Here is a 24,647-nt window from a genome sequence, read left to right on the forward strand (position 1 = left end):
CCGCTCCTCGATTTCGTCCCGCCCCGCGGAACGCACTAGAGTTGACCCCATGAAGATGAGAACGATTCCTATTATCGCTACGCTGGGCGCAGCCGCCCTGCTCGCCGGCTGCGCCGGCGCTCCGTCCGTCGCCGACGGAGGAGACCGGGATCGCGAGGTTGCGGGCGACGCATTCCCCGCCACGATCGACAACTGCGGAACCACGGTCGAGATCGAGAGCCCGCCGCAGCGCGCGGTCTCCCTGAACCAATCGGCCACCGAGATCCTGATCGCCCTCGGGGTCGAAGACCGCGTCGTGGGCACCGCCTACCAGAATCAGCACGTCGCCGACGACATCGCCGAAGCCTACGAGAGCATCCCCCTCCTCTCCGACGGCATCCTGAAGCACGAGACCCTGCTCGAGGCGCAGCCCGACTTCGTCTACTCGTCCTTCGCGTCGTTCCTCACCGCCGAGAACGCGGGAGAGCGCTCCGAACTGCACGATCTGGGCGTGCCGACGTACCTCACAGAGTTCGACTGCACCTACCACGCGGCCGTCGAGGGCGGCGCGACCTTCGAGATGCTCTTCGCGGAGATCGAGACCGTCGCGGGGATATTCGGCGTTCCCGAAGCCGGCGCGCAGGTCGTGGCCGATCAGCAGCGCATCATCGCCGAGGGCCTCGAGACGGCCGAACGGATCGAGGGCACCCCGAAGCTCGTCTGGTTCTACTCCACCGCGGCTTCGGCCGCCACGCCCTCCGTCGCGGGGCCCGGGGGCCTGCCGCAGACGGTGACGGAGATGCTCGGCGCCGAGAACCTCTTCGCCGACGCCGAGACGAAGTGGCCGGAGGTCAGCTGGGACGAGATCGCGCAGCGGCAGCCCGATGCGATCATCCTCGGCGATCTCACCCGCGGCTACCCGGGCGACACGGCCCAGGAGAAGATCGATTTCCTGAAGAGCGACCCGCTGACGAAGACCATGGACGCCGTGATCCATGAGCGATTCATCGTCGTTCCCGGCCAGTACATGGATCCGTCCATGCACAGCGTGGAAGCGATCACCGCGGTCGCCGACGGGCTGGTCGAGTTCGGCGGCGAGGGATGAACCGCGCGGCGCTCGACGCGCTCGTGCAGCGCTGGGACGATCAGCAGGCGGCCTACATCACGCACCGCGAGCAGCGGTTCGGCATCATGCTCGATGCGATCGCGCACCTGCTCGACGCATCCGACGCATTCGGCGCCGACGGATCCGGGCTCACCGTGCTCGATCTCGCCTGCGGCCCGGGAAGCCTGTCGCACCGCGTGCTCGACCGGTTTCCGGGCGCCCGGGTGATCGGCGTCGACTACGACCCGATCCTGCTGCGCATCGCCGGCGATTGGCTCGACCACCGGCATCCGGGACGCTTCACCGCGGTGGACGCAGACCTGGCCGGCGACTGGACCGAGGCACTCGGCGGTGCCACCGTGCACGCCGCGGTCTCGTCGACGGCGCTCCACTGGCTCGCCCCGTACCAGCTCGTCGCCGTGTACGAGCGGCTCGGCCGGCTGCTCCCCGAGTCGGGCCTGTTCCTCAACGGCGACCACCTGCGCTACGAGCCCCGCTCCCAGCCGTTCCTCGCCGCCGGAGCCGCGGCCGACGATGCGCGCACCCGCAGGGAGGCCTACGCCGACGGAGCGCTCACGTGGGACCAGTGGTGGGAGCAGGCGTCCGCCGATCCCGGGCTCGCCGCGCTCCTCCCCGAGCGCGAGCGCCGATTCGCGAGCCGCCCGCCCACCGCCGACGCCCCCCTCGAGCTGCATGTGAGCGCGCTGCGCGCAGCGGGCTTCCGCGAGTCGGGTGTGCTCTGGCGGTTCTGGGACGACGTCGTCGTGCTCGCCAGACGATGACCGCCGAGGCCGAGCAGGCGGAGCGGTCGCGCACGCTCCCGGGACAGTTGTCCTCGACGGCGCCGGGGTCGCCGGGCGAGTCGGCCGCGCCGGGCGAGTCGGCCGCGCCGGGCGCGTCGGCCGCGCCCGGCGAGTCGGCCGCGCCTGCCGCGCCGCGTCCCAGCAGGGCGCGCCGCCTGAGCGCGGGGCTCGGCGCCGTCGTCTGCTCGGTCGGGCTCGTGCTCTCAGTGCTCACTGCCGGGTTCATCGGCACGGCCGACATCGGGCCGATAGACGTCTACGGGATCCTCGTGCGCCACCTCGGCCTCGGGGTGCTCGCGCCGGGGCCCGCGGCGCCGCCCCTCATCGACGCGCTCATCTGGGAATCGCGCCTGCCGCGCGTGCTGCTCGCAGGCGTCGTCGGCATGGGACTCGCCGTCTCGGGCGCCGTCCTGCAGTCCGTCACGCGCAACCCGCTCGCCGAGCCCTACCTGCTCGGCGTCTCCTCCGGAGCGTCGACCGGCGCGGTCGCGGTGATGATCCTGGGCCTCGGATCGGGCGCGATCGGCCTCTCCACCGGAGCGTTCGCGGGCGCGCTCGTCGCCTTCGGCATCGTCCTCCTCCTCATCGGCGGCGGGCGCATCTCCAACCCGGCCCGCGTCGTGCTCACCGGCGTGCTCGTGTCGCAGTTCTTCTCAGCGGTCACGTCGCTCGTGCTCATGCTCGATGGAGACGCGGACTCCACCCGCGGCTTCACCTACTGGCTGCTCGGCTCGCTCGGCGGCGCCCGGTGGGAGCCGCTGCTCATCGCCGGAGCGGTGATCCTCACCTGCACCCTCCTGTGCCTCATGTTCGCGCCCGCGCTCGACGCCTTCGCCTTCGGCTGGGACACCGCGGCGTCGCTCGGCATCCGTGTCGCACGGGCGCGCGTGTCGCTCATGATCCTCACCGCGCTCATGACCGCGGCAGCGGTCGCCGCCTCGGGCGCGATCGGGTTCATCGGCCTGCTCGTGCCGCACATCGTGCGCCTGCTGACGGGCCCCGGGCACCGCACCCTTCTGCCCCTCTCGGCCCTGAGCGGCGCGATCTTCCTCATCTGGGTCGACACCTTCGCCCGATCCGCGTTCTCGCCCCACGAGATCCCGGTGGGCGTCGTCACCGCGCTCCTCGGGGCTCCCGTGTTCGCACTCGTCCTCAGGAAGGCCGCCGCACGATGAGCACCCTCGCCGCTTCGAGCATCACCTGGACCCAGGGGTCTCGGCGCATTCTCGACGACGTCAGCCTCGAAGCGCCGGCGGGGCAGGTGCTCGGGATCCTCGGCCCCAACGGAGCCGGCAAGTCGTCGCTGCTGCGCATCCTCGCGGGTCTGCGACGCCCCGATCACGGAGTCGTGCGGCTCGACGGCGTCCCCGTCGGCGAGATCCCCCGGCGGCAACTCGCCCGCAGCCTGGCCATCGTCGAGCAGGCGCTCGAGGTGCACGAAGACGTCACCGTCGAAGCCGCCGCGGCGCTGGGCCGCACGCCCTACCGCGGCACGTTCGACGCCCTGAGCGCGCGCGACCACGAGGCCGTCGAGCGCGCGCTCGAGGTCACGGGAATGCTGGCGCACCGATCCCGCAGCTGGCGCTCCCTCTCCGGCGGCGAGCAGCAGCGCACCCAGCTCGCCCGGGCGCTCGCCCAGCAGCCGGACGTGATCGTGCTCGACGAGCCCACCAACCACCTCGACATCCGCTACCAGCTCGACATGCTCGAGCTGCTCGCCGCGGAACGGCTCACGGTCGTCATCGCCATGCACGACCTCAATCTCGCCGCGCGTTTCTGCGACCGCATCATCGTGCTGCAGCACGGGCGGATCTGCGCCGCCGGACTGCCGGAGGCCGTCATCACCTCCGCGCTGATCCGAGACGTCTACGGGGTCGCCGCGGTCGTCGAGCCGTCGCAGCACACCGGATCCCCGGTCGCGACCTACCTCGGCGTGAGCGCCGCGTCGGCGTGAGCGGCGCGTCGGCGCGTCGGCGCGTCGGCGTGAGCGGCGCGTCGGGCGGGCGCCTCGACGAGCTACGTCAGGGAGCGGCGCCCGCGCCGCCATCGAGGCATCCGATCCGGGTCTTGGCGTGCACGATCGACCTGCTGGGCGATGAGGTCGGGCACAGCGCCGACGCCGACGGACACGAGGAGCATGTGCATGCGGTCGATGGAACGAGCCGCCCCTGACGCTCAGCGTGGCGCGCATCCTGCGGTTCGGGGCCGTGCGGACACTCATTCCCCGCGCCCGGAGACCCCCGCGAATCCGGCGCCACGATCACCATCACCGTGTCGGCGTACGACCCTCGCTAAGCTCGAGCCATGACGGAACCAGCTGCCTCGCTCGCAGAGGTGCGCACCGCGATCGACGACCTGGATCGACAGATCATCGCGCTGATCGCCGAGCGCCAGAAATGGGTGGTCGCGGCAGGAGCGCTCAAGAAGGACGAGCAGGGCGTACGCGCGCCCGACCGGGTGGAGCAGGTGATCCGCAAGGTTCGCGAGCTGGCCGCTGAAGCCGGCGCGTCCCCCGACGTGGTCGAGGGGGCGTACCGGGCGATGATCGCCGGGTTCATCGAGTTCGAGCTCGCCGTGCACCGAGCGCGCGCGGAGTAGTCGCGCGCGAACCCGCGCGAACCCGCGCCGGCCCGCGCGCGAAACGTTGTGAGGATCGTCGCCCGGCCGGAGTGGGGTGCCTGCGCGGAGCCGGGCCTCCACTCCCCGACCGGACGAGATGCCGGCGGGAGGCGGTCCGGCTTCTGACCTGCTCACGGGTGCGGTTCCGGAGTTCATCGCGCGCGTATCGCAGTGGTGGTCGCGCCGGCCGTGCGCCCACGGAGGCGTCACCGCTCGATACTCATAATAAGTAATCATGTGTCACATAACTTGCAGTGATGTCTGCGCGGTTCCTAGTCTGAGGCGGCGGATCACGAATGATCCGGTGCCGCAATTCGAAAGGAACCTCGAGATGAAACGCATTGCTCGTACGTCAGTCGCGCTCGGCATGGCAACGGCTCTGACGATGGGTATGGTGGCGTGCTCGCCGCAGGGCGGTGAGGCGAGCACAGACGACGTCGAGACGATCGTGGTGGGCACGTCGGCCCTGGTGCGTCCCTACACCTATATCGGCGACGACGACGAGCTGACCGGATACGACATCGAGTTGCTGCGCCTGATCGACGATCGCCTCGACGAGTACGAGTTCGACTTCCGCACCTCAGACTTTCCGGCGCTGTTCCCGGGTCTCGACTCGGGCCGATTCCAGGTCGTGGCGAACAACCTCAGCGCCACCGAGGAGCGGCGGGAGAAGTACGACTTCTCGGTCCCGTACATCGAGGCCGTCTTCGGGATCGTGCAGCTGGAGGGCGACCAGGTGGACCGCATCACCGATCTCAGCGACCTCGCAGGACGCACGACCTATGCGACGCCCGGCCTCAACTACACGCGAATCCTCGAGGAGTACAACGAAGCGAACCCGGAGGAAGCGGTCGAGCTCGTCTACACCGATCTCGAGCTGCAGCAGCAGTTCCAGGGGCTCGCGGCCGGCACGGTCGACTTCATCTTCTCCGAAGAGGTGGTGTACCAGGGGTACGGAATCGATGGGGGGCTCGACGTCACCTTCGAAGCGCTCGACAGCGACTCCCTCGTCGAGACCTACGGAACCAACCTCTACTCGGCCTATGCGTTCTCGCGCGCGACCGACCAGAGCGACCTCATCGCACAGGTCGACGAGGCGTTGCAGGAGCTGCTCGACGACGGAACGGCGTCGGCGCTGAGTGAAGAGTTCTTCAACGGCCTCGATGTCACCCCGACTCCCTGATCGCTGAACGCAGACAGGCCATGAACGACATCGTCGACTTCGGAACCATCGCCGAATACACGCTCGCGCTGTTGCCCTACGTTCCCCTCACGCTGGGAATCAGTGCGTTCGCGACCGTGCTCGGCACGTTCATCGGTCTGGTGATGGCGCTCATCAAGATGTCGCGCATTCCGGTGGTGCGGCAGCTCAACGCGCTGTTCGTCTCGTACCTGCGCGGCACGCCCATCCTGGTCCAGCTGCTGCTCAACGTGAATGCCGTGCCGATTGCGATCCTCTCCATCAACCGGACATTCGGCACCGAGCTCGACGCACTCGCCATCAGTCCGTTTCTCGTCGCCGGGCTGACGTTCGCGCTGCACGAGGCGGCCTACAGCTCGGAGACCATTCGAGCGGCGCTCGGAGCGGTGGATCGCCGAGAGATCGAGGCGGCCCAGTCCCTCGGCATGACATCGGGCCAGACGCTGCGACGGATCACCATCCCGATCGCGTCTGTGATCGCGTTCCCCACGCTGGTGACCTACTTCGTCGGAATGCTCAAGCAGTCGTCGCTGGCGTTCCTGGTGTCGATGGTGGAGGTCACCGCGTACGCCAGGATTCTCGGGGGCCGCGACTACCGGTTCTTCGAGGCCTATCTCGCGACGGCGATCATCTACTGGGTGATGACCGTGGCGATCGAGCAGGTGGCGCGCCGCGTGGAGCGGCGCATGCAGCGGCCCGGATCCTCTGAGAAGCGGCGGCGGGGCCTGCCGGCGCAACAGGCCGCGGCCCGGACCGCGTCGGCGGAGGCGTCGGCGACGGCGACGGTGACGGTGACGGCGTCGGCGTCGGCGTCGGCGTCGGCGTCGGCGGTGACGACCGTCGCCGCCGACGCGCCGGGTGCTGCGGTCTCGCCGAGGCGGGGCGACGCAGAGACGGTGTCCGGCGGCGGATGGGAAGGGACGAGGGCATGATCCGGATCGAGAAGATTCGCAAGTCGTTCGGGGATCGCACCATCATCGACGACCTGTCGATCGAGTTCGGCCCCCACGAGGTGACGGCGATCGTCGGCAGCTCGGGGGCGGGCAAGTCCACCCTGCTGCGCTGCCTCGACTTCTTGGAGCGACCCGACAGCGGGCGCGTGATCATCGGCGACCTGACGGTGGACGCCGAACGGGCGAGCACGCGAGAGATTCTCGAACTGCGCCGCCGCACCGCGATGGTCTTTCAGCAGTTCCACCTCTTCTCGCGCAAGACCGCGCTCGAGAACGTCGCGGAAGGGCTTGCCGTGGTGCGCGGCCGCTCGCGCCGCGAAGCCGAACGGGAGTCGCGGCAGTACCTCGACCGTGTCGGGCTCTCTGCCCATGTGCACCAGTACCCGTCGCAGCTCTCCGGCGGGCAGCAGCAGCGCGTCGGCATCGCCCGCGCGCTCGCCATGGAACCCGAGGTGCTGTTGCTCGACGAGCCGACGAGCGCGCTCGATCCCGAGCTCGTCGGAGAGGTGCTCGCCACGATTCGCTCCATCGCGGCTGAGGGGCAGGCCATGGTGCTCGTGTCGCACGAGATGAACTTCGTGAGGCAGGTGTCGGACCGCGTGGTGTTTCTCGAGGGCGGTCGCGTTCTCGACGATTCGGCACCCGAGACGTTCTTCGGCCCCGACTCGAGTGAACGCGCGCTCGCATTCCTGCGCGAGTACCGGCTCGCGTTCGGCGGCCCCGAGTACCAGATCTGATTCCGAATCCGTCCATTGAGGAGAACCATGACCATCGAGCGCCCGATCCAGCATCTCGGCTTCATCCATCTGGTGCCGTTCGACCGAGAGAACCCCCGACGCGGCCTCGAAGAGGGGCTCGAGCTGTTCGAGTACGCCGAGGAGCTCGGTCTCGACAGCGGGTGGGTGCGCACTCGGCATCTGCAGCACGGGTTGCCGTCGCCGTCCACCTTCTTCTCCGCCCTCTCTCAGCGCACCGAGCGCATCGGCCTCGGCACTGCCGTGATCCCGGCGGGTTTCGAGAACCCGTTCCGCCTTGCCGAGGATCTCGGCACAGCCGACGTGCTCTCCGGGGGCAGGGTGCTTCCGGGGCTGAGCGTGCACCCTCCGGGGTACGGCGATGACGCGGTGAACGACGCCGTCTACGACACGGGGTGGCGCGAGGAGGACTACGGCTACGGTCGTCTCGAGCGGCTGCGCCGTCTGCTCGCGGGCGAGGCGGTGCGCGAGGTTCCCGAGTACAGCGGCATCGGCGGCGACTTCGACTCTGCGCGGGTGGAGCCGCACAGCCCAGGGCTGTCGGAACGGCTCTGGTACGGCGGCGGATCGTTGCGTTCGGCCGAGTGGGCCGGCCGCGCAGGGTTCAACTGGCTGGTCAGCAACATCAGCTCCGCCGAGAACGGCATCACCGACTTCGCCGAGGCGCAGCGGAATCAGATCGATGCGTTCCGCGCTCAGCACCCCTCGGGTGACGCAGCGCGCGTCTCGGTGGCGCGCGTGATCGTACCCACGGACGGTGCGACTGATGCCCAGGCCGCGAAGTACCGGGACTATGCCGAAGCCCGTGCCCCGCGCACCCGGAAGGTGCACGGGAAGAACACCATCATCGCCCTCGACGTGCTGGGATCGACCGAGGAGATCGTCGAGTACATCACGACCGATGTCGCGTTCCGAGCCGCCGATGACTACCTGTTCGAGCTGCCGTTCGAGTTCGAGCTGGCCGACTGGAAGCACATTCTGCACCAGCTCGCCACCGAGATCGGCCCCGCCCTGGGCTGGCGCCGGGCGACCGAGCGCGGGGGTGATGGTGCGTGAGCGAGATCGAGGTGCGCCTCGCCCACGCCGACGAGTACGCGAGGATCGACGAGGCGATCGTGGAGGCCTACGCCCACGACTACGGCCCGAACGACCACCCCGACCCGAACCGCGAGGCCCGGGTGCGGGCTCAGCACTACGACGTGTGGGTCGCCGCAGAAGGAGCGCGGGTGCTCGGCAGCGTGACGTCGCGGCGCATCGACGGCCCGAGCCTGCACGAGGGGGTGCCTGAGAACGACATCGATGTGCGTCTGCTCGGGGTGTCTCCCAGCGCACGCAGGCGCGGGATCGGGGCGCTGCTGATGCGTCGGGTGATCGAGCATGCGCGCGACGCCGGCGCCGTGGCGGTCTCGCTGAAGACTCAGCCGTTCATGGTCGGTGCGCACCGGCTGTACGAGGGCCTGGGTTTCGAGCGCCGTCCGGAGCGCGACGGCCTGTGGTTCGGCGACACGAAGGTGCTCGATCTGCACGCGTACGTGCTGCCGTTGGGGCCGCTCGACGCTGCGGCGGCGGCCGCGGCGGACGACGAGATGTGAGCCTGCGACCCCTTGACCCGCAGCTATCCCCGGAGGCTTGATTCCTTGATTCTCCGAGCGTCTCTGCCCCTCAGAAGGCCCCATTCCAGGTCAAGTCCCGGGTAGTGGTGTAACGGTTGGTCCTTCGTGGTGATGGAGTCAGGCGCTGAGCTCGAGAACGGTGTCGATCACCTCCTCGACGTCGTTGTCAGTGACGAGGGTGAGGCGGCTCTTCGCGAGAACGTCGAGGCCGAGGTAGCGGCGTCCTTCGGCCCATTCATCGGTCTGCTCGGCCAGGACCGCGCCGACGAGGCGGATAATCGCTTCCCGGTTCGGGAAGATGCCGACGGAGTCGGTGCGGCGACGGATTTCCCGATTGAGACGCTCGTTGGGGTTGTTGGACCAGATCTGCTGCCACAGACCTTCCGGGAACTGCGCGAAGGCGAGAATATCGGCGCGGGCCGCGTCGAGGTGCTCGTGAGCGTCGGGCAGTTTCCCGTCGACGTAGTCCAGGAGTCGGTCGAACTGAGCGTGGACCGCGGCGGCGTCGGGCTGGTCGTAGACGGAGTGCAGCATCGCCTTCACCGCCGACCACATGGCCTTCGGTGTCACACTCATCAGGTTCGCCGCGTAGTGCGTGCGACAGCGCTGCCAAACAGCACCGGGCAGGTTCGCTGCGATTGCTTCGACGAGGCCTGAGTGGGCGTCGCTGGTGACGAGGCGGACGCCTCCGAGACCGCGGGCGACGAAGTCGGCGAAGAACGAGTTCCAGGCCGCCCCTGTCTCGCTGGTGGCCACGCGCAGGCCGAGCACCTCGCGGCGCCCGTCGCCGTTGACGCCGGTCGCGACCAGCACCACTGCGCCTATGACGCGTCCGCCCTCGCGAACTTTCATGGTGAGCGCGTCGGCGGCAACGAAGGTAAACGGACCGGCGTCATCGAGCGGACGGTGTCGAAACTGCTCGACGTGTTCATCGAGCTCCGCCACCATCCGGGACACCTGCGACTTCGACAGCGAGTGAATCCCGAGGGTCTTGACGAGCTTGTCCATCCGGCGTGTGGACACGCCGGCGAGGTAGCAGTCCGCGACGACGGTAATCAGCGCGGTCTCGGCGCGTTTGCGGCGCTCGAGCAGCCATTCGGAGAAGTAGGTTCCCTGACGAAGCTTCGGGATCGCGACATCGATCGTGCCGACCCGGGTGTCGAGGTCGCGGTGTCGGTAGCCGTTGCGCTGCGTGATCCGGTCGGATGAGGGCTTGCCCCATTCAGCGCCGACCACCGCGTCCGCGTCCGCGGACAAGAGCGCGTTGATCATGGTCTGCAACAGACTACGCATCAGATCCGGGGACGCGTCGATGAGAGCTTCGCTGAACAGGCCGGCAGGGTCGACAATAGTAGGAGCGGTCATCGTGTTGATGCCTTTCGAGTGGGTTGTAGGAGATTCCTCGAAGGACCACACGGTGACCGCGCCCATGTTCCACGACGTGCTGGCCACCGTGCGCTACACCACTCTATGGGGCATTACTACCTCCTCGCGCGCTGAACGGCGCTCTGCGGCCATTTCACGGGTGTGGGTGTCGAGCAGTGCCGTTCCCGCGGTTGCGGCCGCCGTGGGGGCTGCGGCGAGCGCTCGCGCCTCTCTCAGGAAGAGTGGCGTGGGGTTCAGGCCGGGCATCTCGAGCGTGACGCAGTCCACGAACAGATCGTCGACGGTGGCGCCTTCCCAGAACGTGGCGCTCGACTCGACACAGACGGTTCCCTGCTCAGTGTCGAGTTGGTGCGACGTGTCGAACTCCGCGGTCGGGTGGGTAGGGTTGTGCATGATGCGATCCTCCTGTGATCGTGTCCACGCCCCCGGCCTGCTCCAACAGGCGCGGGGGTCTCGCCTTCTTCGGCGTGATTCGAGCATGCCACAGATCAGTCATGATGTCGAGCGCTCGCATAATAATGGTATGTCTTGTAGCCTGATCGAGTGGCGAAACAGACAGCACTAGAACGACTCGAGCAACTCGGTAAACAGCGTCGCGAACATCAGGCGGCACTCGATGCGCTCGCCCTACCGCTCAAGGTCGCGATCCTTGATGCGCTCACCGCAGGTGCCAGCGCTACCGAGGTCGCGGAGATCACTGGCCTGCATCGGTCGAGGGTCTATCAAATCCGCGATGGGAAGCGTTGAGGCAGATGACTGCAGTAGGCGAAGCGCTGGCGGCCAATGCATTGGACAGCCGCGAGCTAGCGACGCTGACCATTCTTGGCTTGATAGTTTTTCTCGCTTTGCGGAAACCGGCAACCAGGCGGACGCTCAGGAGACAACTTAAGAATCTTGCAATTCAGCTTGCCAGCCCAAAGTTCTGGATCCCTTTCGCGATCTACTTTCTATGGGTATTCGGATGTATTTATTTTGCGAGTCGAATTGGGCTCTGGGGATGGGCTCTCACAAAGGACACGATCCTAATTGTCTTTGGTGTAGGTCTGGTCCTGTTTGCAAAAGCGACAGAGCAAAAGAACGGCCGCGAACTCTTCAAGAGTGTTTACCGTGAAGCCATTGGAGTTTCGGCGCTACTCGTCTTCTACCTGAACCTCGCACCGCTTCCCTATCTAGCGGAGCTACCTCTACAGGTTGTGATAATCGTGCTCGTGTTCGCAGATGCCCAGGATGACGGACGGAAGTGGCCTCGGGGTATGTTGGTGCTGGCAGGGTTGGGGCTTCTGGCGTGGACCTCGTTCCAAGTCGTTGAAAGCTGGGCAACCCTGAACCACGTCGAACTGCTCATGAGATTTGCTCTCTCGATCTGGCTTCCTCTGGCACTATTTCCGCTGCTGTATCCATTCGCATTCTTCGCAGCGATGAAGAGCGCAGCGGTACGCACAAGCTTCGGTGGAAAACCCTGGACGAGGCGCTCCCGACTGGCGTTCTTTCTCGGGCTAAGGGGTTCTCTTCACCTGGCCGCCTCGTTTAACGGGCGCTATCGAGCAATTCGTGACGCCAAGACTTTTCGAGAAGGCCGCGCCTACATGAAATACTTCCGGTCGGATGTCGAGGAGCGTGAAACCCTGCGCGAAAGACAGCGGCACACTCTTGATGTCTGGACCAACAAGGGCGGTACCGATAGGTGGGGTGCTCAACTTGATCGTAGAGAATTTGATGGCACCAAACGGGCACTTCGCTTTGTTCAGGCTTCCCAGATGGGGTGGTTTGAACGGCAAGCGAATCAGTTTTGGGGTCCGGAGAAGGCAGAGCTAATTATCCAGCCCACCGCGCGCTTTGAGCTTCCTCCAAACCATGGAATTCATGTGGAGGTCACGGACGACCGCAAGGTCTGGCGCGCTTGGCGCAGGCTGCCAAGCGGCTGGATACTTGGCATAGGCGGTCAGCACAGAACTGACACCCAGTACTACTCTGCATCAGCTTCTCCGAACACGTGGCCCGGAGCGGACGACTGGATAAGCGAATTGGAGCTAGACCTGCCGCCAGATTGGGCTCAGGATGATAGCGCCTACCCGGCCTGACTTGTGCAGAGTACACTGTGCTTGCCAACAAACGAGAGAAGCGGCTGGGCTGCCCGGACTTTCGTCTAGTGAACCGCCAGCCGCTTCTGACTACAGGGTGCCGCCTCAGATTCATCGCTTTGGTTTGGGGCCTGCTTCTCGATATACCTCGGTCGCCCGCTAGTTGCGCTTAGCTCTTGGCACACCGTGGGGGAGCAGTATCCTGCGCAAGGGCGTCTATGAGGCATTTGCGGTAGGTATCGGCATTCTGATGACTTCCCGGTAGGTTGTGAGCATTGATCAGTCAGAGAGGTTCTCATGCTCAAAGATTTTGTCTATTTCGACGAAGAGATGGTGTTGAAGTTTGCTTCTCAGCTTGATGGAGGGCAGCGCACACGCTCGACTGAACGGCAATCTAAAGGGCGTCGAGGCAGGCTTTCGGCCTCGCTTAAGGGTGTGGGAGTAGAGGGGTCGAGAGAGTCTTCCGAGGGCGTTGAGGTGGAGTTTTCCGACGATCCTTATGCGGCATTCGACCGTCTCGTCGCAGCAGGTTCAGATCGTGCAGATGAACTTTCTTGGGTCGAAGTGAACGACCCTGCAGTTGACCTCAAAGGTGTAGGCCGCGGATTCACAGTGCTTGGCGAGGCTGATTTTGCTGTTACCCCTTTCAGTAGGGTTCTAGGTAGCAAGGAGCAGTTGCGCGGGCTTGCTCAGCTGTCGACGTTGATGTCTAGTTTCGGGCCACTAATGGGCCAGGAACTAACCTCATCGTCTATAGACCCAGTGCAGGTGGAGGGCGTCAGCAGACTCGCTGATTCGATGGGCGATCAAATCAGTGTTACTGGTTTTTTCGCTGACAGTGATTGGTCAGTAGCTGGGACTTTGAGTAGTGACGTAAATATCGAGGATGTTGATGGCCCACTCGAGTTCGTCGGGAAGATCGTCGAAGTAATCCCGGAAGGCGCCCACAAGTCGCTGATGGCCTTGCCAGGGCTCTCTCTTCTTAGCCGTGAACAGCGGCGAAAAATGCAGAACGCTCCCAAAGAGGGCGACGAAGAGAACTGGATCAGTGGCCCTGCAATAGTTCTCAAGTTCCTCGCCATCTATCGTTAGAATGCCAGCGAATAGAGCTCGTGCAGCCATTGCGCGATCGTTAATCGCCTAGCGCGGAATCCCTCGAGCCTCGCGATAGTCAAAGTTGCCTCTTCCCAGATATCGTCATGTTTCATGAACGCTGGTGAAATCGTGATCGCGGCTGTCGGTGCACTAGGCGGCGTCGGAGGAGCAGTCTTCGCGTGGGTGCAAGCCAAGGCAGCAGTCGGTAGTCGCGATGACGCTAAGGCAGCGCAGGAAGATGCCGAGCTTGCACAGCGACGGGCAGAGGCGGCTCGCGACGAAGCTCTCGAGCTTGCGCGGAAAGCCACGGCAGCAGCCGAACGTCAGGCGGCAGCTCAAGAGGAAGCGAACCGCCTCGAGATCGAAGCCCGCACCCCTCCAGCGTGGAGCGGCCCCGAATACGTGAGCGAGAAAGTGCGTGCGATGGTCAATACCTCCGGCGCGTCCATCGAAGTCATTTCCATCGAGGTCGTCCCTGAAACAGTGGGAGGATTCGTGCAGGTTCAGGACGGACAAGCCCCTCCCTACGAAGTGCCCGAAGGTGGATCGCTACGGTACTACCAGATTCGAGCGTACGGACCTGGGGCCGATCTAATCGCCGTGCAGTGGCGTAACGTAGGCACCACCGAGTCCCGGGAACTGCGAATCCCTTTGATCTAGTCGCTGGCGAATTGCTAGAGGCACCTTGCGCTCGCCGCAGTTCAGCCGAGTTCGGGGCTATCGGCCAAAAAGAGTGGATGGAAGCCCGATCTAACCGCGTGATCACGCGGCAAAACAGGGATCGTTAATGTCCGCAACGATTAGTTGTGGCACACAGCACCCCTCCCTCGGCTTGCGTGGTATGCGAGACCAAGCTCGTGAAGAACGGTCGCAACAAGGCCGGGAATCAGCGCTGGAAGTGCCCGTCGTGCGGAGCCTCCTCGGTGCGTAAACGCGCCGACCGCTCCAAGATCTTCACACTGCTCAGGTTTATCGACTGGCTGCTCGGCAAGAACTCTCAAGCCGACGCTGACGGTACTCAGTCGGGGCGCTCGTTCCGGCGTCGCATCGCTTGGTGCTGGGAACTACGACCCAAGATCCCATTCACCGGGGTCGTGCATGACGTGGTCGAGATCGACGGGTTCAACCTCAGAACTGGCTGGTGCATCCTTACCGCCAGATCAGCCGGGAACGTGGTCGCCGCGCAGTGGTGCGCCCGAGAGTCACAAGCAGCGTGGAGCGAACTGTTCAAACGCCTCCCCGAACCCATCGTGGTGGTGTGCGACGGCGGCCCGGGCATGCACGCCGCTCTCAAGGAGCACTGGCCGAACGCGCGGGTGCAACGCTGCCTTGTGCACCTCCAACGCAACGTCCGAAAATACGTCACTACCCGATCAAAAACGGTTGCGGGGAAGGCGTTATGGGGCCTCGCCTTGAAACTCACCCGGGTGAAAACGAATGCGGACGCGGCAGCCTGGTCGAAGCTGCTCATCGAGTGGGAGGGCGCGTTTCTGCACCTCACGAAAGAGCGCAGCTACCGCAAGACCGCAGCCGAGGTGCCCTCCTGGGTGCGGGCGACGCAGCAGTGGTGGTACACCCATCAGCGGCTCCGTTCGGGCTACCAAGCGATTCGCCGGGTGAGCGATCGGGGGCACCTGTTCACGTTCCTCGACAAGGAACTCACTCATTTGAAGGTGCCGTCGACAACGAACGGGATCGAGGGTGGTACGAACTCGCCCATGCGGCTCCTGCTGCTCCACCACCGCGGCATGACCGAGGAACATCAGCGCCGCCTGATCGAGTGGTGGCTGTACCTGCACACCGAGCACCCCGACCCCGCCAAGGTGCTCGCTGAGCACGTGGCCCAGCCTCCGAAGCCAGCACGCCCAGCGCTCAGTGAACCAGACCCGGGACCCCCGCTCTACGACACCGGGCTCAGCGCCGAGGAAGGACTCTGGCTACGCGCCGGTACCGCGGGCAACGCCTGACACACCCAACACCATCCACTCTTTTTGGCCGATAGCCCCGAGTTCGTGCACCCGCGCTGCGTTCTCGAACGGTGTGAACCACGACCTGTCCCGGCCCATAAGCCGCTGACGGTACGCCCACGCCAACAAATCCGGCAGCCCCAGCAGAGGCTCCGCAGACGGGCGAGCATGATGCTCCGTTACGTCACGAGGCAGCCGGCCCGCACGCCGCAGATCGCCGAACGTGAACCGGTCACGCCGGTTGTACTCCGCCTCACGGTGCTGGTCGAACACGAACAAGCCCACGCCATCCTCAGCATGCAGCAGCGGGGCTATGTGCTCGATGCAGCGACGCCGCGCAGCATGCCCAAGCGAATCACCCGGCGCGATCGGTGCGGACACCACGAGATCCAGACCGTCGTTCTCCCTTGCGGCGAGCGCGATCCCACCTCGCAGCGTCACCACCTCACGACTATGGAACATCGGGGCAGCATGCATCGGCTCGCCGTCGTAGTGCGCAGTGAGAGCCTCACGAGTCTCCACGAGCCTGTCGCGCGACACAACGGCGGTAGCGAGCACGTAGAACGTCCGGTCACCCTCGACCTCGTAAGACTCGTCCAGGAACGCCACAGGGGCGCTGGTGGCGCGGTAGAGGCGCTGTAGCTCCGGGCCCATTCTTCTCCTGAACATAGTGCGACCCCCAGGACGCTCTAGGCGATTTCCTGGGGGTCATGGCTCCTCACCGGCGGGGCCTTACGGCCTGGCGGGCTACCCGAGCTGCACCAACAGCATAACACCGCTGAGAGTCAGAGGGAACCGTTGGGAGTCTGAGGATGACGAGCCCGCAGCGCCCGCCGCAAAGCCTCGCCTGTCATAGGTGACATGTACGTGACCATAGGTGCCGTGTATGAGAATGCATCACCTATGATGGTCAAGTCCCGGGTAGTGGTGTAACGGTTGGTCCTTCGTGGTGATGGAGTCAGGCGCTGAGCTCGAGAACGGTGTCGATCACCTCCTCGACGTCGTTGTCAGTGACGAGGGTGAGGCGGCTCTTCGCGAGAACGTCGAGGCCGAGGTAGCGGCGTCCTTCGGCCCATTCATCGGTCTGCTCGGCCAGGACCGCGCCGACGAGGCGGATAATCGCTTCCCGGTTCGGGAAGATGCCGACGGAGTCGGTGCGGCGACGGATTTCCCGATTGAGACGCTCGTTGGGGTTGTTGGACCAGATCTGCTGCCACAGACCTTCCGGGAACTGCGCGAAGGCGAGAATATCGGCGCGGGCCGCGTCGAGGTGCTCGTGAGCGTCGGGCAGTTTCCCGTCGACGTAGTCCAGGAGTCGGTCGAACTGAGCGTGGACCGCGGCGGCGTCGGGCTGGTCGTAGACGGAGTGCAGCATCGCCTTCACCGCCGACCACATGGCCTTCGGTGTCACACTCATCAGGTTCGCCGCGTAGTGCGTGCGACAGCGCTGCCAAACAGCACCGGGCAGGTTCGCTGCGATTGCTTCGACGAGGCCTGAGTGGGCGTCGCTGGTGACGAGGCGGACGCCTCCGAGACCGCGGGCGACGAAGTCGGCGAAGAACGAGTTCCAGGCCGCCCCTGTCTCGCTGGTGGCCACGCGCAGGCCGAGCACCTCGCGGCGCCCGTCGCCGTTGACGCCGGTCGCGACCAGCACCACTGCGCCTATGACGCGTCCGCCCTCGCGAACTTTCATGGTGAGCGCGTCGGCGGCAACGAAGGTAAACGGACCGGCGTCATCGAGCGGACGGTGTCGAAACTGCTCGACGTGTTCATCGAGCTCCGCCACCATCCGGGACACCTGCGACTTCGACAGCGAGTGAATCCCGAGGGTCTTGACGAGCTTGTCCATCCGGCGTGTGGACACGCCGGCGAGGTAGCAGTCCGCGACGACGGTAATCAGCGCGGTCTCGGCGCGTTTGCGGCGCTCGAGCAGCCATTCGGAGAAGTAGGTTCCCTGACGAAGCTTCGGGATCGCGACATCGATCGTGCCGACCCGGGTGTCGAGGTCGCGGTGTCGGTAGCCGTTGCGCTGCGTGATCCGGTCGGATGAGGGCTTGCCCCATTCAGCGCCGACCACCGCGTCCGCGTCCGCGGACAAGAGCGCGTTGATCATGGTCTGCAACAGACTACGCATCAGATCCGGGGACGCGTCGATGAGAGCTTCGCTGAACAGGCCGGCAGGGTCGACAATAGTAGGAGCGGTCATCGTGTTGATGCCTTTCGAGTGGGTTGTAGGAGATTCCTCGAAGGACCACACGGTGACCGCGCCCATGTTCCACGACGTGCTGGCCACCGTGCGCTACACCACTCTATGGGGCATTACTGAGTATGAACCGTCGGGATTGAGTCGAATTTGGATGCGGCCGATGCCGCCTGCGGGGATAGTCACGGGTTTCCATCTTGCACCCAAGCGCCATGCCAAAACCGTACTGAAAGGGGTACGGAGTAGACGCGCATCGACACGTTTCGTGAGCGTTGGCGTGATTCCAGACCCACCTCTGATTGAGGCTAGTTTGCATTAAAGGTGAACCACTACTTGAGAGCGCCCCGATCGTCATCAGCGAAGACGGTGCCGAACAAGCCCGAATCGCAGCCGGGATTGCAGCGCTCACAATGAACGCACTTCGACCAATTTCACCGGCTGCAGTCGATCGTGAACTAGCTTTCTGGCTGTATCGCCGTGATCGTGCCGCCATCCGGGGAACGGTCAGTTGCGGTACAGGGTAGATTCAGACTCACCTTAAGATTCGCTGTCCTCAATATAAGCTTCCTCATCACCGAGAGCTCAGAAGACAGCCCCGAGAAAGTCACGTCCTTGAAGCAAAGCACGTCCGAAGAGCACCCCGAGAAAGATCTCGAACCTCAGCTTCGGCCAACAGTTCTTGCGCGGCTCGGACGCGTGAAGCGCTCGCACTGTGTCTTCCTCCTGGTCGGGATCCTTGTCGTTGCGGTGATTGTCGGGATTGGTGTCGTTCCACGGCCCCTTCCATCGGGATCCGAGTCCGAAGCTCTTGATCGGATCTTGGATTCAGACAATGATGGCCTGCCCGACTTGCTCGAGGTCGACGGTTGGACGACAAGCGACGGCAGCCTGTACGTCACCGACCCGAAGAATGCGGATACCGATGGTGACGGTTTGTCTGACGCTGAAGAAGCCGGAGAGCTTCTTTCCTCGCAGCAGGAGAAAGCGGTGTACGCAGGGGCTTCTGATCCGACGAGAGTTGATTCCGACGAAGACGGACTCAGTGACTATGTCGAGGTACGCGGGTGGTCGACCAGTCGTGAAGAGACGTTTTTCACCGATCCCATGAACTCGGACAGCGATGGGGACGCACTATTCGACGGTGACGAGGCGGGAAGTCTCGTCGAAGGGTCCGAGGATCTCTACGTCGGGTTCTCAAACCCGGAGTTGATCGATACCGATGAAGATGGCCTGTCCGATGCTGCAGAAGCCGATAACAGTACAGATCCTTATGCTGCTGATACTGATGGCGACGGGCTTGACGACTATCAGGAAGTCACGCTTGTTGGTTCCGATCCGAACGTTGCTGATACTGACGGCGACGGCCACAGTGACGGGTACGAGGAAGAGAACAGGGAAGCTCAGGGCCTTGATCCGCTATTTGAAGATGTCGAAATCTCCGCTTGGGACTATGCGGGCGACTTCGCCAAGGGTGCACTCGCCGGTGACGCCTGGCGGGCAGATTCAGTCGCCTGGCTCGCAGGCAACTTGGTCAGTAGCGGATCGAGTTTCATCCCCGGAATTGGCTGGGTCATCGGAGGAGTTGCTGACGCGCGAGACACGATTGCCTCAGCCATTCAGTCTGACTGGGTCGGGGCAGGGTTCAGCGCGGTCGGTCTGATCCCCACTGTGGGAGATGCGGCTGCGATTCCCCGTAAGGCTGCGGCCTTCGTCACGCGGCATCCTGAGCTTGCGGAGTCGGTGGGTGCGCTCATCGTCGCGCTCAACAAAGTGCCTGAATCGATCAGAATCGATGCGTCACGACAGCTATGGAAGGAATGGGATCCGCTGCTTGACGCCGGCGCAAACGAAAAGGCTCTCCTGCAACTACAGAAGAGCGGGCGGATCAATCTCGACAGCATTGGTGCTGCTCTGAAGCGGGAGGGGCATAGCGTCGGGCCGTCCTCTCGTTTCATGGCGAACGGTCCTGCTGGCGAGGCGAGTCTAGAACGGATGTTGAGCGCTCACGGCGAGATCGTTGAAACCCAGGTGCGCGCATCGACCGTTGACTGTGTCGAGGTGTGTAATGCGAACGCCCGTATTTTCGATGCGGTTGTTGATGATGTCGCTCATGAGTCGAAGGTCGGTTTCAACTCGCTCACTTCGTCGGTGCGCGCGCAGATCAACTCCGACGCGTACCTGGTGGAGACCGGAGTGATCTATAGTGCGCACTGGCACTTCTATCCCAGCGCGCACACCAGCCAATTGGGTGCAAGCAAACCGGTTCTTGATCTTCTCGAGGAGAAAGGGATCAGTTTCACGATTCACGTCCCAACCACGAGATAAGACGCCCCTCACCCCGGAGAGACAGGCAGCCGTTCGAAACGCTACGTGGGCAGTTATTGGCTGTTGGCCTACACTCCGAGGAATCTGTTGAGGCGCTCGGCAATCGCGCCGCGCCGCTGCTTCACGAAAGCCTCGAAGTTCGTTGCGTCGTCTTTGCCCTCGTCGAAGTCGATCAGTTGCGCGTCCAGATCGGTCGCAGCGAAATCTCTCCTGTACACAGAGGGCGCATGATCGCGGATCTTCTTATTCGTGGTCGCTCCGATAAACGCAAGGTTCGCGAAGTCGTCGATTTCGCTCCGTCCGAGATCTGGGCGAGCGGTCTTCATGAACGCTTTCGGGAAGATGTGGTGGTATTCGATCCGGTCGCTCTTGCCCTGATGCTTCGCACTGATCGCGAGCTGTGTTGCCCAGTCTCTCGCGCCGTCCTGTTTGAACGCGAGGAACAGTGTTTTGAATGCGCCTGAGCGGCTACTGCGGCCCACCAGCTCCTCGACCGTGAAGTCGACACGACCGACCTGATTGACCAGTCGCTGGAGAAGGTCGTTGACGCTGCCGCCTCGCCGCAGCTCTGAAATGTCCTGGTCGAGAATCGTCTCTGATGAACCGCGCGAGTAGCGACCCTTCGCGTTCGCGATCAGGAACCAGCGCTTAAACGCATCAGACTCAACCCCGCCGATCTGGTAGTCACGTTTGTCAGCCCAGTACGCAGTTGTCACCAGCAGGAACGGTGAAGAGAGCAGGGTAGGGCTATCAATGCCGAGGTTTGATGCGCAGAAGTTGAGAGCGAAATCGAACGCTTTCTGTGCACGCTTCCACCCAACTTCTAGCTGGGGCAGGGAGATCGAGTTCACGGTCTGGAACTTCGACTGCCCGGTCACGATTGCGACGAGCGTGCGGAGGAAGATACTCAGGTCGAGGTTGAAGCCGCGTTGGTCGACCTCATCTTGGTAGCTCCTGAATAGCTCGAGGGAGCCACGCCATTTCGCGGTGATCTGCGCCAGGGCGAGGTCGGAGCTGCGGAGTTTCGCACCGAGCGAGTTCACGCGCACGAAGATCTCGGTGACTTCTTCATACGACTTGGTGCGTTCGAGAACGTCCATGCGGTACTCGTAGTCCGCAATCGCGCGCACCGCTTTGAGACGGCTCGTGTAACGCTCATAGTTCGGATCATCAAACCCGGTCACGCCCGCACTGCGCAGGATCTCGGCGTCGCTCTTGCTGAACACGTCGGAGACGCGCACCCAGTTCGAGCGGGCCTCGAGCTGCCGACTCGACACCACAAACGTCAACCGATTCCAGCGCTCCTGAATATCGCGCTCGGTTTGATCAGCAACATCTTCCGGGGCGTCGTCATCGCTCGCTTCATGCACTTCGGTGATGAACGACAGCTCGTCTGGATGATCGAGATTAAAGAGAATCTCAACCGGCCTGGACCGGCCCCGCACCGACACCGGCTTCCCACGCAGTACCGCCGAGAGGGAGGTGAGGCGCTGCTGCCCGTCGAGGAGCAAGAGCGGTCGCACCGGGGAAGCTTCCGACGCAGCAACGGCGAAGTCCCGAGTCGCGATCGGCTCGTCAGACTCCCACGCCAGAATCACCCCTGACGGGTATCCGCGATAGAGGGAATCGAGCAGGTCACGCACCCGAGTCGCCCGCCACACATATTCGCGCTGCATCTCTGGCAACCGCAGCTCCCCGCGTTCGACCTTGCCAACAAGGTCGCTCACTTTGTAGTCAGCCTTCGCCATGCGCTCCTACTCTCCGCGCCGCGTGACGAAGCGGCAATCTGCCTCTCAGGCTATCGCGGAAGGAATCAGCCCCAAAAGATCGAATCCTCACCGCTCCCGATGTACTCCTGCATCGGCTACTGCACCATCTACGAGATGATCTGCCAGAGGGCACTTCCAACGAGAAAGAACAGCACCGGAGCAATGTAATACGTGGCAAAGACCGCCCACCACGGGGCAAGGGCGAGGCGACGCAGCTGACGCCGCACCAACGGACGGTTCAGCTCCGACAAGTATCGGACCCCGCGCACGCTCGCCAGGAAACGTTCCGCTGCGAGAAGCCGACCATGCTTTCGAACACGCATCAGATCGACAGCGATCCCCAGCCAGTAAATGTAGGCGATGAACGGCGCCAGAGAGAGAAACAGTTGCCAGAGTTGCCCTGTGATCTGGTTGACGTCTAACGAGAGTTTCTGCGCTTGGAGGGAAACGTCGAGCGTGATGATCCAGGTGACGATCATTCCGCCAAAGAACGCGGCTAAGCCGACGAGAGACCTGCTCACACCCACGAAGTGCTTGCCGAGTATCGAGATCTCAGCGATAGGCCGCAGCGGAGAGATCTGCGTCGCAATCATTACGCCGAAAACGGTGGCAAGCAACAAAACAACAGCAGCAAGAACAATGACCACCTGGATCATGCCTCCCCGCGCGGGGATTAGCGCCGGGAACATGAGCGCGATGCCCATCAAGGCGAGCAGAATGAAGAAAAGGACAACCCAGGACGGTACGGATCGCAAGAACTTCCATATGGGTGCAAGCTTGGCTTACACCCATGACATTCAAATGCTCTCGCTCCTCCGGGATGACTTCACCCGCAGTACGAATTCTCTGCTGTCACGCTGAGTTCGAAAATCGCCATACGCCCGTTCTCTCAGTCAAGATGCGGAGGCTCGATCGACGATCCGCCGCCCAGCTCATACCCACCACCACTCCTCCCACGTTGTAAAAAGCGCAACGGGGTCGCCAATGCAAGTACGCCCCCGGCTCACCCCTGATGTAACACCCTGGCAAAGTCCCTTCTTTGGAGCTGAGCGTGGCTACGCGTGGCGCTCATGCTTGAAATTTCGTGTCGGAAGCGCATAAATACGCGCAGAAGTGACGAGCCGTCATTTCTCGTTCCGGCGAACGCATCGCCGACCGCACGAGAGGAACAACCATGGGTGGTTGGCTCACGGGCTCCGACGAACACGGCGGAAGCAACGGAGCGCTGCGGGAACAGGCGACAGCGGGTTGAACGGCTTGTCTCCGCGTGGAATCAAGTCGTTCGCGCGGATGCCGAGCCCGAAGGCGAGGCCGATGACCCGCTGATCGGCTCGTCGGCGGAACCAAAGAAACGACCTCGAACACAGCTCACCGACGAGGAAGTGGGCGCTATGCGAACAGCCCGCGCGCAGGGCGTGAGCGTGAACGCGCTGGCACGCCGGTTCGGGATTCACCGGGGCACGGTGTGGAAGAAGACACGGGGGCGAATCCGCTGAAACTTGGGCGTTGCCGACGCCTCTACTACGGACAGCCTGCTCGATGCCTCGCCAGTGGTTCGAGAACCGGCCTCGTTGGTCAAGCGAACGAGTTAGAAACTCATAGTGCCGTGTTGCACACCGCGCATTCAGAGTTCGCAGAATGCCTGGTAGCTACTTCCCTTCCAAGGAATCGTCGCGTAAAAGTCCCGCTCCCAAGTGCCGTGAGCATGGGACCAGTTGCCGTCGTAAATGATCATTCCCCTCGATGGGTGATAGACCCGGAGCTCGAGCGGATATGTGTTGGGCCATTGGCCAACCATTGCCACGATCTCGCCCTCTCCAAGAATCCCGTCCGGCACGGAGCCCTGCCAGCGGCAGTCGTACCGTCCAGCAGGGAAGGCGTTGAAGTTTGATATGAGGAATACGGCGCCGATCACTGCGACGACCCAGACCCAAGGTCTGCGATACCAGGGCTTCGACTCCTGTGTCACGTTGACTCCTTCGATGATTGCGACTCCCAGCCAACCGCCAGAAGGTACTTCTCAAAAACCTCGTGAATTATGATCCGCATCAGTTGTGCTAGTTGCTCAGCTGTGAGTTTGAACTTCGCCGTGATCTCTTGCGCGCGCGGATCGACGTCGATGAAGACAATTTTCGAGGTGAAGGGGTCACTTTCGTCGATTTGGACCCCAAATCGAGCGTGCACCACCGCATTCCGAATATGCCGTATGTAGTTGCCATCGCTCATGCAACTGACGTCCATGCCCAGCGTCGCGATCTTCGAGTTTGCCGCCGAGAGAAGCGGCTCCAACGCCGCCGTCTCTCGTGCAACCACCAACAGGCGACTCAAGTTGCCGATCATGTCGCCCCAGCCGGTGTAGAGAAGCAGTTCAGCGCTCTTGACCACCGCAATACTCGTAAGCTCGATGGCCACGGCCTCGGCGTAGTCAGGTTGGTATACAGTCGAGAGCGCAGGCTCAACGATGGCCCCGCCATCGAACATCACTTTCCCGTAGTGGCCACCGACACCGAAATCACGGAGCACCGAGACGACGACGTTGCCGATGAGATCTGCCTCTGCATGAAGTGGCATCTGTGGAGCTTCTAGTTCGACTTCCAGAAGTTGGCGGTTCTTCCCACCAGCATGATTGCCTGCTTGCCCCACAACGCCCCCGTCTACTCTTACGCGCGTTCTCATGCTACCGGCGTTCGCGCACAGATCCCGGCCTGACAAGCTCACGATGGCTCCTCGCATCCAATCTGACACCCAACGAACAGGTGAACCGACGGGCCTTGTTACTTGAGCCACCCGGTG

General features: G+C 63.6%; 24 protein-coding genes. 16 read left to right on the forward strand and 8 right to left on the reverse strand.

Translation table 11 applies throughout. The features are described from left to right. Window positions 1-49 precede the first annotated feature (49 nt). The 10 genes from EVS81_RS05905 to EVS81_RS05950 all read left to right on the forward strand — a co-directional run bounded on the left by EVS81_RS05905 (window position 50) and on the right by EVS81_RS05950 (window position 9,007). On the forward strand, window positions 50-1,084 hold the full coding sequence (locus tag EVS81_RS05905; protein WP_205879398.1) for an ABC transporter substrate-binding protein: 1,035 nt from the start codon (window positions 50-52) through the stop codon (window positions 1,082-1,084). Then, complete coding sequence (locus EVS81_RS05910; protein ID WP_130109571.1) at window positions 1,081-1,866, forward strand: class I SAM-dependent methyltransferase; 786 nt, start codon at window positions 1,081-1,083, stop codon at window positions 1,864-1,866. The genes EVS81_RS05905 and EVS81_RS05910 overlap by 4 nt, the downstream gene beginning before the upstream one ends. Then, entirely contained in the window at window positions 1,863-3,062 is a 1,200-nt protein-coding gene (locus EVS81_RS05915; RefSeq protein ID WP_205879399.1) for a FecCD family ABC transporter permease, read from the forward strand. The genes EVS81_RS05910 and EVS81_RS05915 overlap by 4 nt, the downstream gene beginning before the upstream one ends. Further along, window positions 3,059-3,841, forward strand: a complete 783-nt coding sequence (locus EVS81_RS05920) for an ABC transporter ATP-binding protein (RefSeq protein ID WP_130109572.1) — start codon at window positions 3,059-3,061, stop codon at window positions 3,839-3,841. The genes EVS81_RS05915 and EVS81_RS05920 overlap by 4 nt, the downstream gene beginning before the upstream one ends. A gap of 350 nt (window positions 3,842-4,191) precedes the next feature. Next, window positions 4,192-4,485, forward strand: a complete 294-nt coding sequence (locus EVS81_RS05925; protein WP_130109573.1) for a chorismate mutase — start codon at window positions 4,192-4,194, stop codon at window positions 4,483-4,485. A gap of 352 nt (window positions 4,486-4,837) precedes the next feature. Then, entirely contained in the window at window positions 4,838-5,689 is an 852-nt protein-coding gene (locus EVS81_RS05930) for a transporter substrate-binding domain-containing protein (RefSeq protein ID WP_165384195.1), read from the forward strand. A gap of 20 nt (window positions 5,690-5,709) precedes the next feature. After that, complete coding sequence (locus EVS81_RS05935) at window positions 5,710-6,639, forward strand: amino acid ABC transporter permease (RefSeq protein WP_205879400.1); 930 nt, start codon at window positions 5,710-5,712, stop codon at window positions 6,637-6,639. Continuing rightward, entirely contained in the window at window positions 6,636-7,397 is a 762-nt protein-coding gene (locus tag EVS81_RS05940) for an amino acid ABC transporter ATP-binding protein (protein ID WP_130109575.1), read from the forward strand. Before EVS81_RS05935 ends, EVS81_RS05940 begins: the two co-directional genes overlap by 4 nt. A gap of 27 nt (window positions 7,398-7,424) precedes the next feature. Continuing rightward, entirely contained in the window at window positions 7,425-8,471 is a 1,047-nt protein-coding gene (locus EVS81_RS05945; protein ID WP_130109576.1) for an LLM class flavin-dependent oxidoreductase, read from the forward strand. Next, window positions 8,468-9,007, forward strand: a complete 540-nt coding sequence (locus EVS81_RS05950; protein WP_130109577.1) for a GNAT family N-acetyltransferase — start codon at window positions 8,468-8,470, stop codon at window positions 9,005-9,007. Before EVS81_RS05945 ends, EVS81_RS05950 begins: the two co-directional genes overlap by 4 nt. Window positions 9,008-9,145: 138 nt before the next feature. Here EVS81_RS05950 and EVS81_RS05955 read toward each other — a convergent pair whose 3' ends face one another. Then, window positions 9,146-10,393 carry an IS256 family transposase gene (locus tag EVS81_RS05955; protein WP_130111311.1) on the reverse strand — a complete coding sequence of 416 codons (1,248 nt, stop codon included), beginning with the start codon at window positions 10,391-10,393 and terminating at the stop codon, window positions 9,146-9,148. 93 nt (window positions 10,394-10,486) lie between these two features. Next, on the reverse strand, window positions 10,487-10,807 hold the full coding sequence (locus EVS81_RS05960; RefSeq protein WP_130109578.1) for a hypothetical protein: 321 nt from the start codon (window positions 10,805-10,807) through the stop codon (window positions 10,487-10,489). 150 nt (window positions 10,808-10,957) lie between these two features. On the opposite strand from EVS81_RS05960, the gene EVS81_RS05965 reads away from it, so the two are divergent. The 5 genes from EVS81_RS05965 to EVS81_RS05985 all read left to right on the forward strand — a co-directional run bounded on the left by EVS81_RS05965 (window position 10,958) and on the right by EVS81_RS05985 (window position 15,557). Next, entirely contained in the window at window positions 10,958-11,161 is a 204-nt protein-coding gene (locus EVS81_RS05965) for a hypothetical protein (RefSeq protein WP_130109579.1), read from the forward strand. Window positions 11,162-11,166: 5 nt separating this feature from the next. Next, on the forward strand, window positions 11,167-12,495 hold the full coding sequence (locus EVS81_RS05970) for a hypothetical protein (protein WP_130109580.1): 1,329 nt from the start codon (window positions 11,167-11,169) through the stop codon (window positions 12,493-12,495). 297 nt (window positions 12,496-12,792) lie between these two features. Further along, window positions 12,793-13,587, forward strand: coding sequence for a DUF6414 family protein (locus EVS81_RS05975; protein ID WP_130109581.1), 795 nt, complete (start codon window positions 12,793-12,795; stop codon window positions 13,585-13,587). 114 nt (window positions 13,588-13,701) lie between these two features. Then, window positions 13,702-14,250, forward strand: coding sequence for a hypothetical protein (locus EVS81_RS05980; protein WP_130109582.1), 549 nt, complete (start codon window positions 13,702-13,704; stop codon window positions 14,248-14,250). 197 nt (window positions 14,251-14,447) lie between these two features. Continuing rightward, the gene (locus tag EVS81_RS05985; RefSeq protein WP_165384196.1) at window positions 14,448-15,557 is read left to right on the forward strand and encodes an IS1249 family transposase; all 1,110 of its coding nucleotides are present in this window, start codon (window positions 14,448-14,450) and stop codon (window positions 15,555-15,557) included. Here EVS81_RS05985 and EVS81_RS05990 read toward each other — a convergent pair. Both EVS81_RS05990 and EVS81_RS05995 read right to left on the reverse strand, forming a co-directional pair. Then, window positions 15,528-16,211, reverse strand: a complete 684-nt coding sequence (locus EVS81_RS05990; protein WP_130109584.1) for a hypothetical protein — start codon at window positions 16,209-16,211, stop codon at window positions 15,528-15,530. The two genes, EVS81_RS05985 and EVS81_RS05990, sit on opposite strands and share 30 nt — an antisense overlap. 304 nt (window positions 16,212-16,515) lie before the next feature. Then, window positions 16,516-17,763, reverse strand: coding sequence for an IS256 family transposase (locus tag EVS81_RS05995; protein ID WP_130111311.1), 1,248 nt, complete (start codon window positions 17,761-17,763; stop codon window positions 16,516-16,518). 609 nt (window positions 17,764-18,372) lie between these two features. Between EVS81_RS05995 and EVS81_RS06000 the strand changes: the two genes are divergently transcribed. Continuing rightward, entirely contained in the window at window positions 18,373-20,085 is a 1,713-nt protein-coding gene (locus EVS81_RS06000; protein ID WP_130109585.1) for a binary toxin-like calcium binding domain-containing protein, read from the forward strand. A gap of 68 nt (window positions 20,086-20,153) precedes the next feature. Here the strand turns inward: EVS81_RS06000 and EVS81_RS06005 are convergent, their stop codons facing one another. The 4 genes from EVS81_RS06005 to EVS81_RS06020 form a co-directional block, all read right to left on the reverse strand. Next, on the reverse strand, window positions 20,154-21,833 hold the full coding sequence (locus EVS81_RS06005; protein WP_130109586.1) for a GmrSD restriction endonuclease domain-containing protein: 1,680 nt from the start codon (window positions 21,831-21,833) through the stop codon (window positions 20,154-20,156). A gap of 128 nt (window positions 21,834-21,961) precedes the next feature. Then, a complete protein-coding gene (locus EVS81_RS06010; protein WP_130109587.1) occupies window positions 21,962-22,558 on the reverse strand; it encodes a hypothetical protein in 597 nt (198 codons plus the stop codon). Between the two features lie 920 nt (window positions 22,559-23,478). Continuing rightward, window positions 23,479-23,823, reverse strand: a complete 345-nt coding sequence (locus EVS81_RS06015) for a hypothetical protein (protein ID WP_130109588.1) — start codon at window positions 23,821-23,823, stop codon at window positions 23,479-23,481. Next, window positions 23,820-24,497, reverse strand: a complete 678-nt coding sequence (locus EVS81_RS06020; RefSeq protein WP_130109589.1) for a hypothetical protein — start codon at window positions 24,495-24,497, stop codon at window positions 23,820-23,822. The genes EVS81_RS06015 and EVS81_RS06020 overlap by 4 nt, the downstream gene beginning before the upstream one ends. Window positions 24,498-24,647: the final 150 nt, after the last annotated feature.

Origin of the sequence: Leucobacter triazinivorans, from assembly GCF_004208635.1 — a bacterium.
Lineage (GTDB): Bacteria > Actinomycetota > Actinomycetes > Actinomycetales > Microbacteriaceae > Leucobacter > Leucobacter triazinivorans.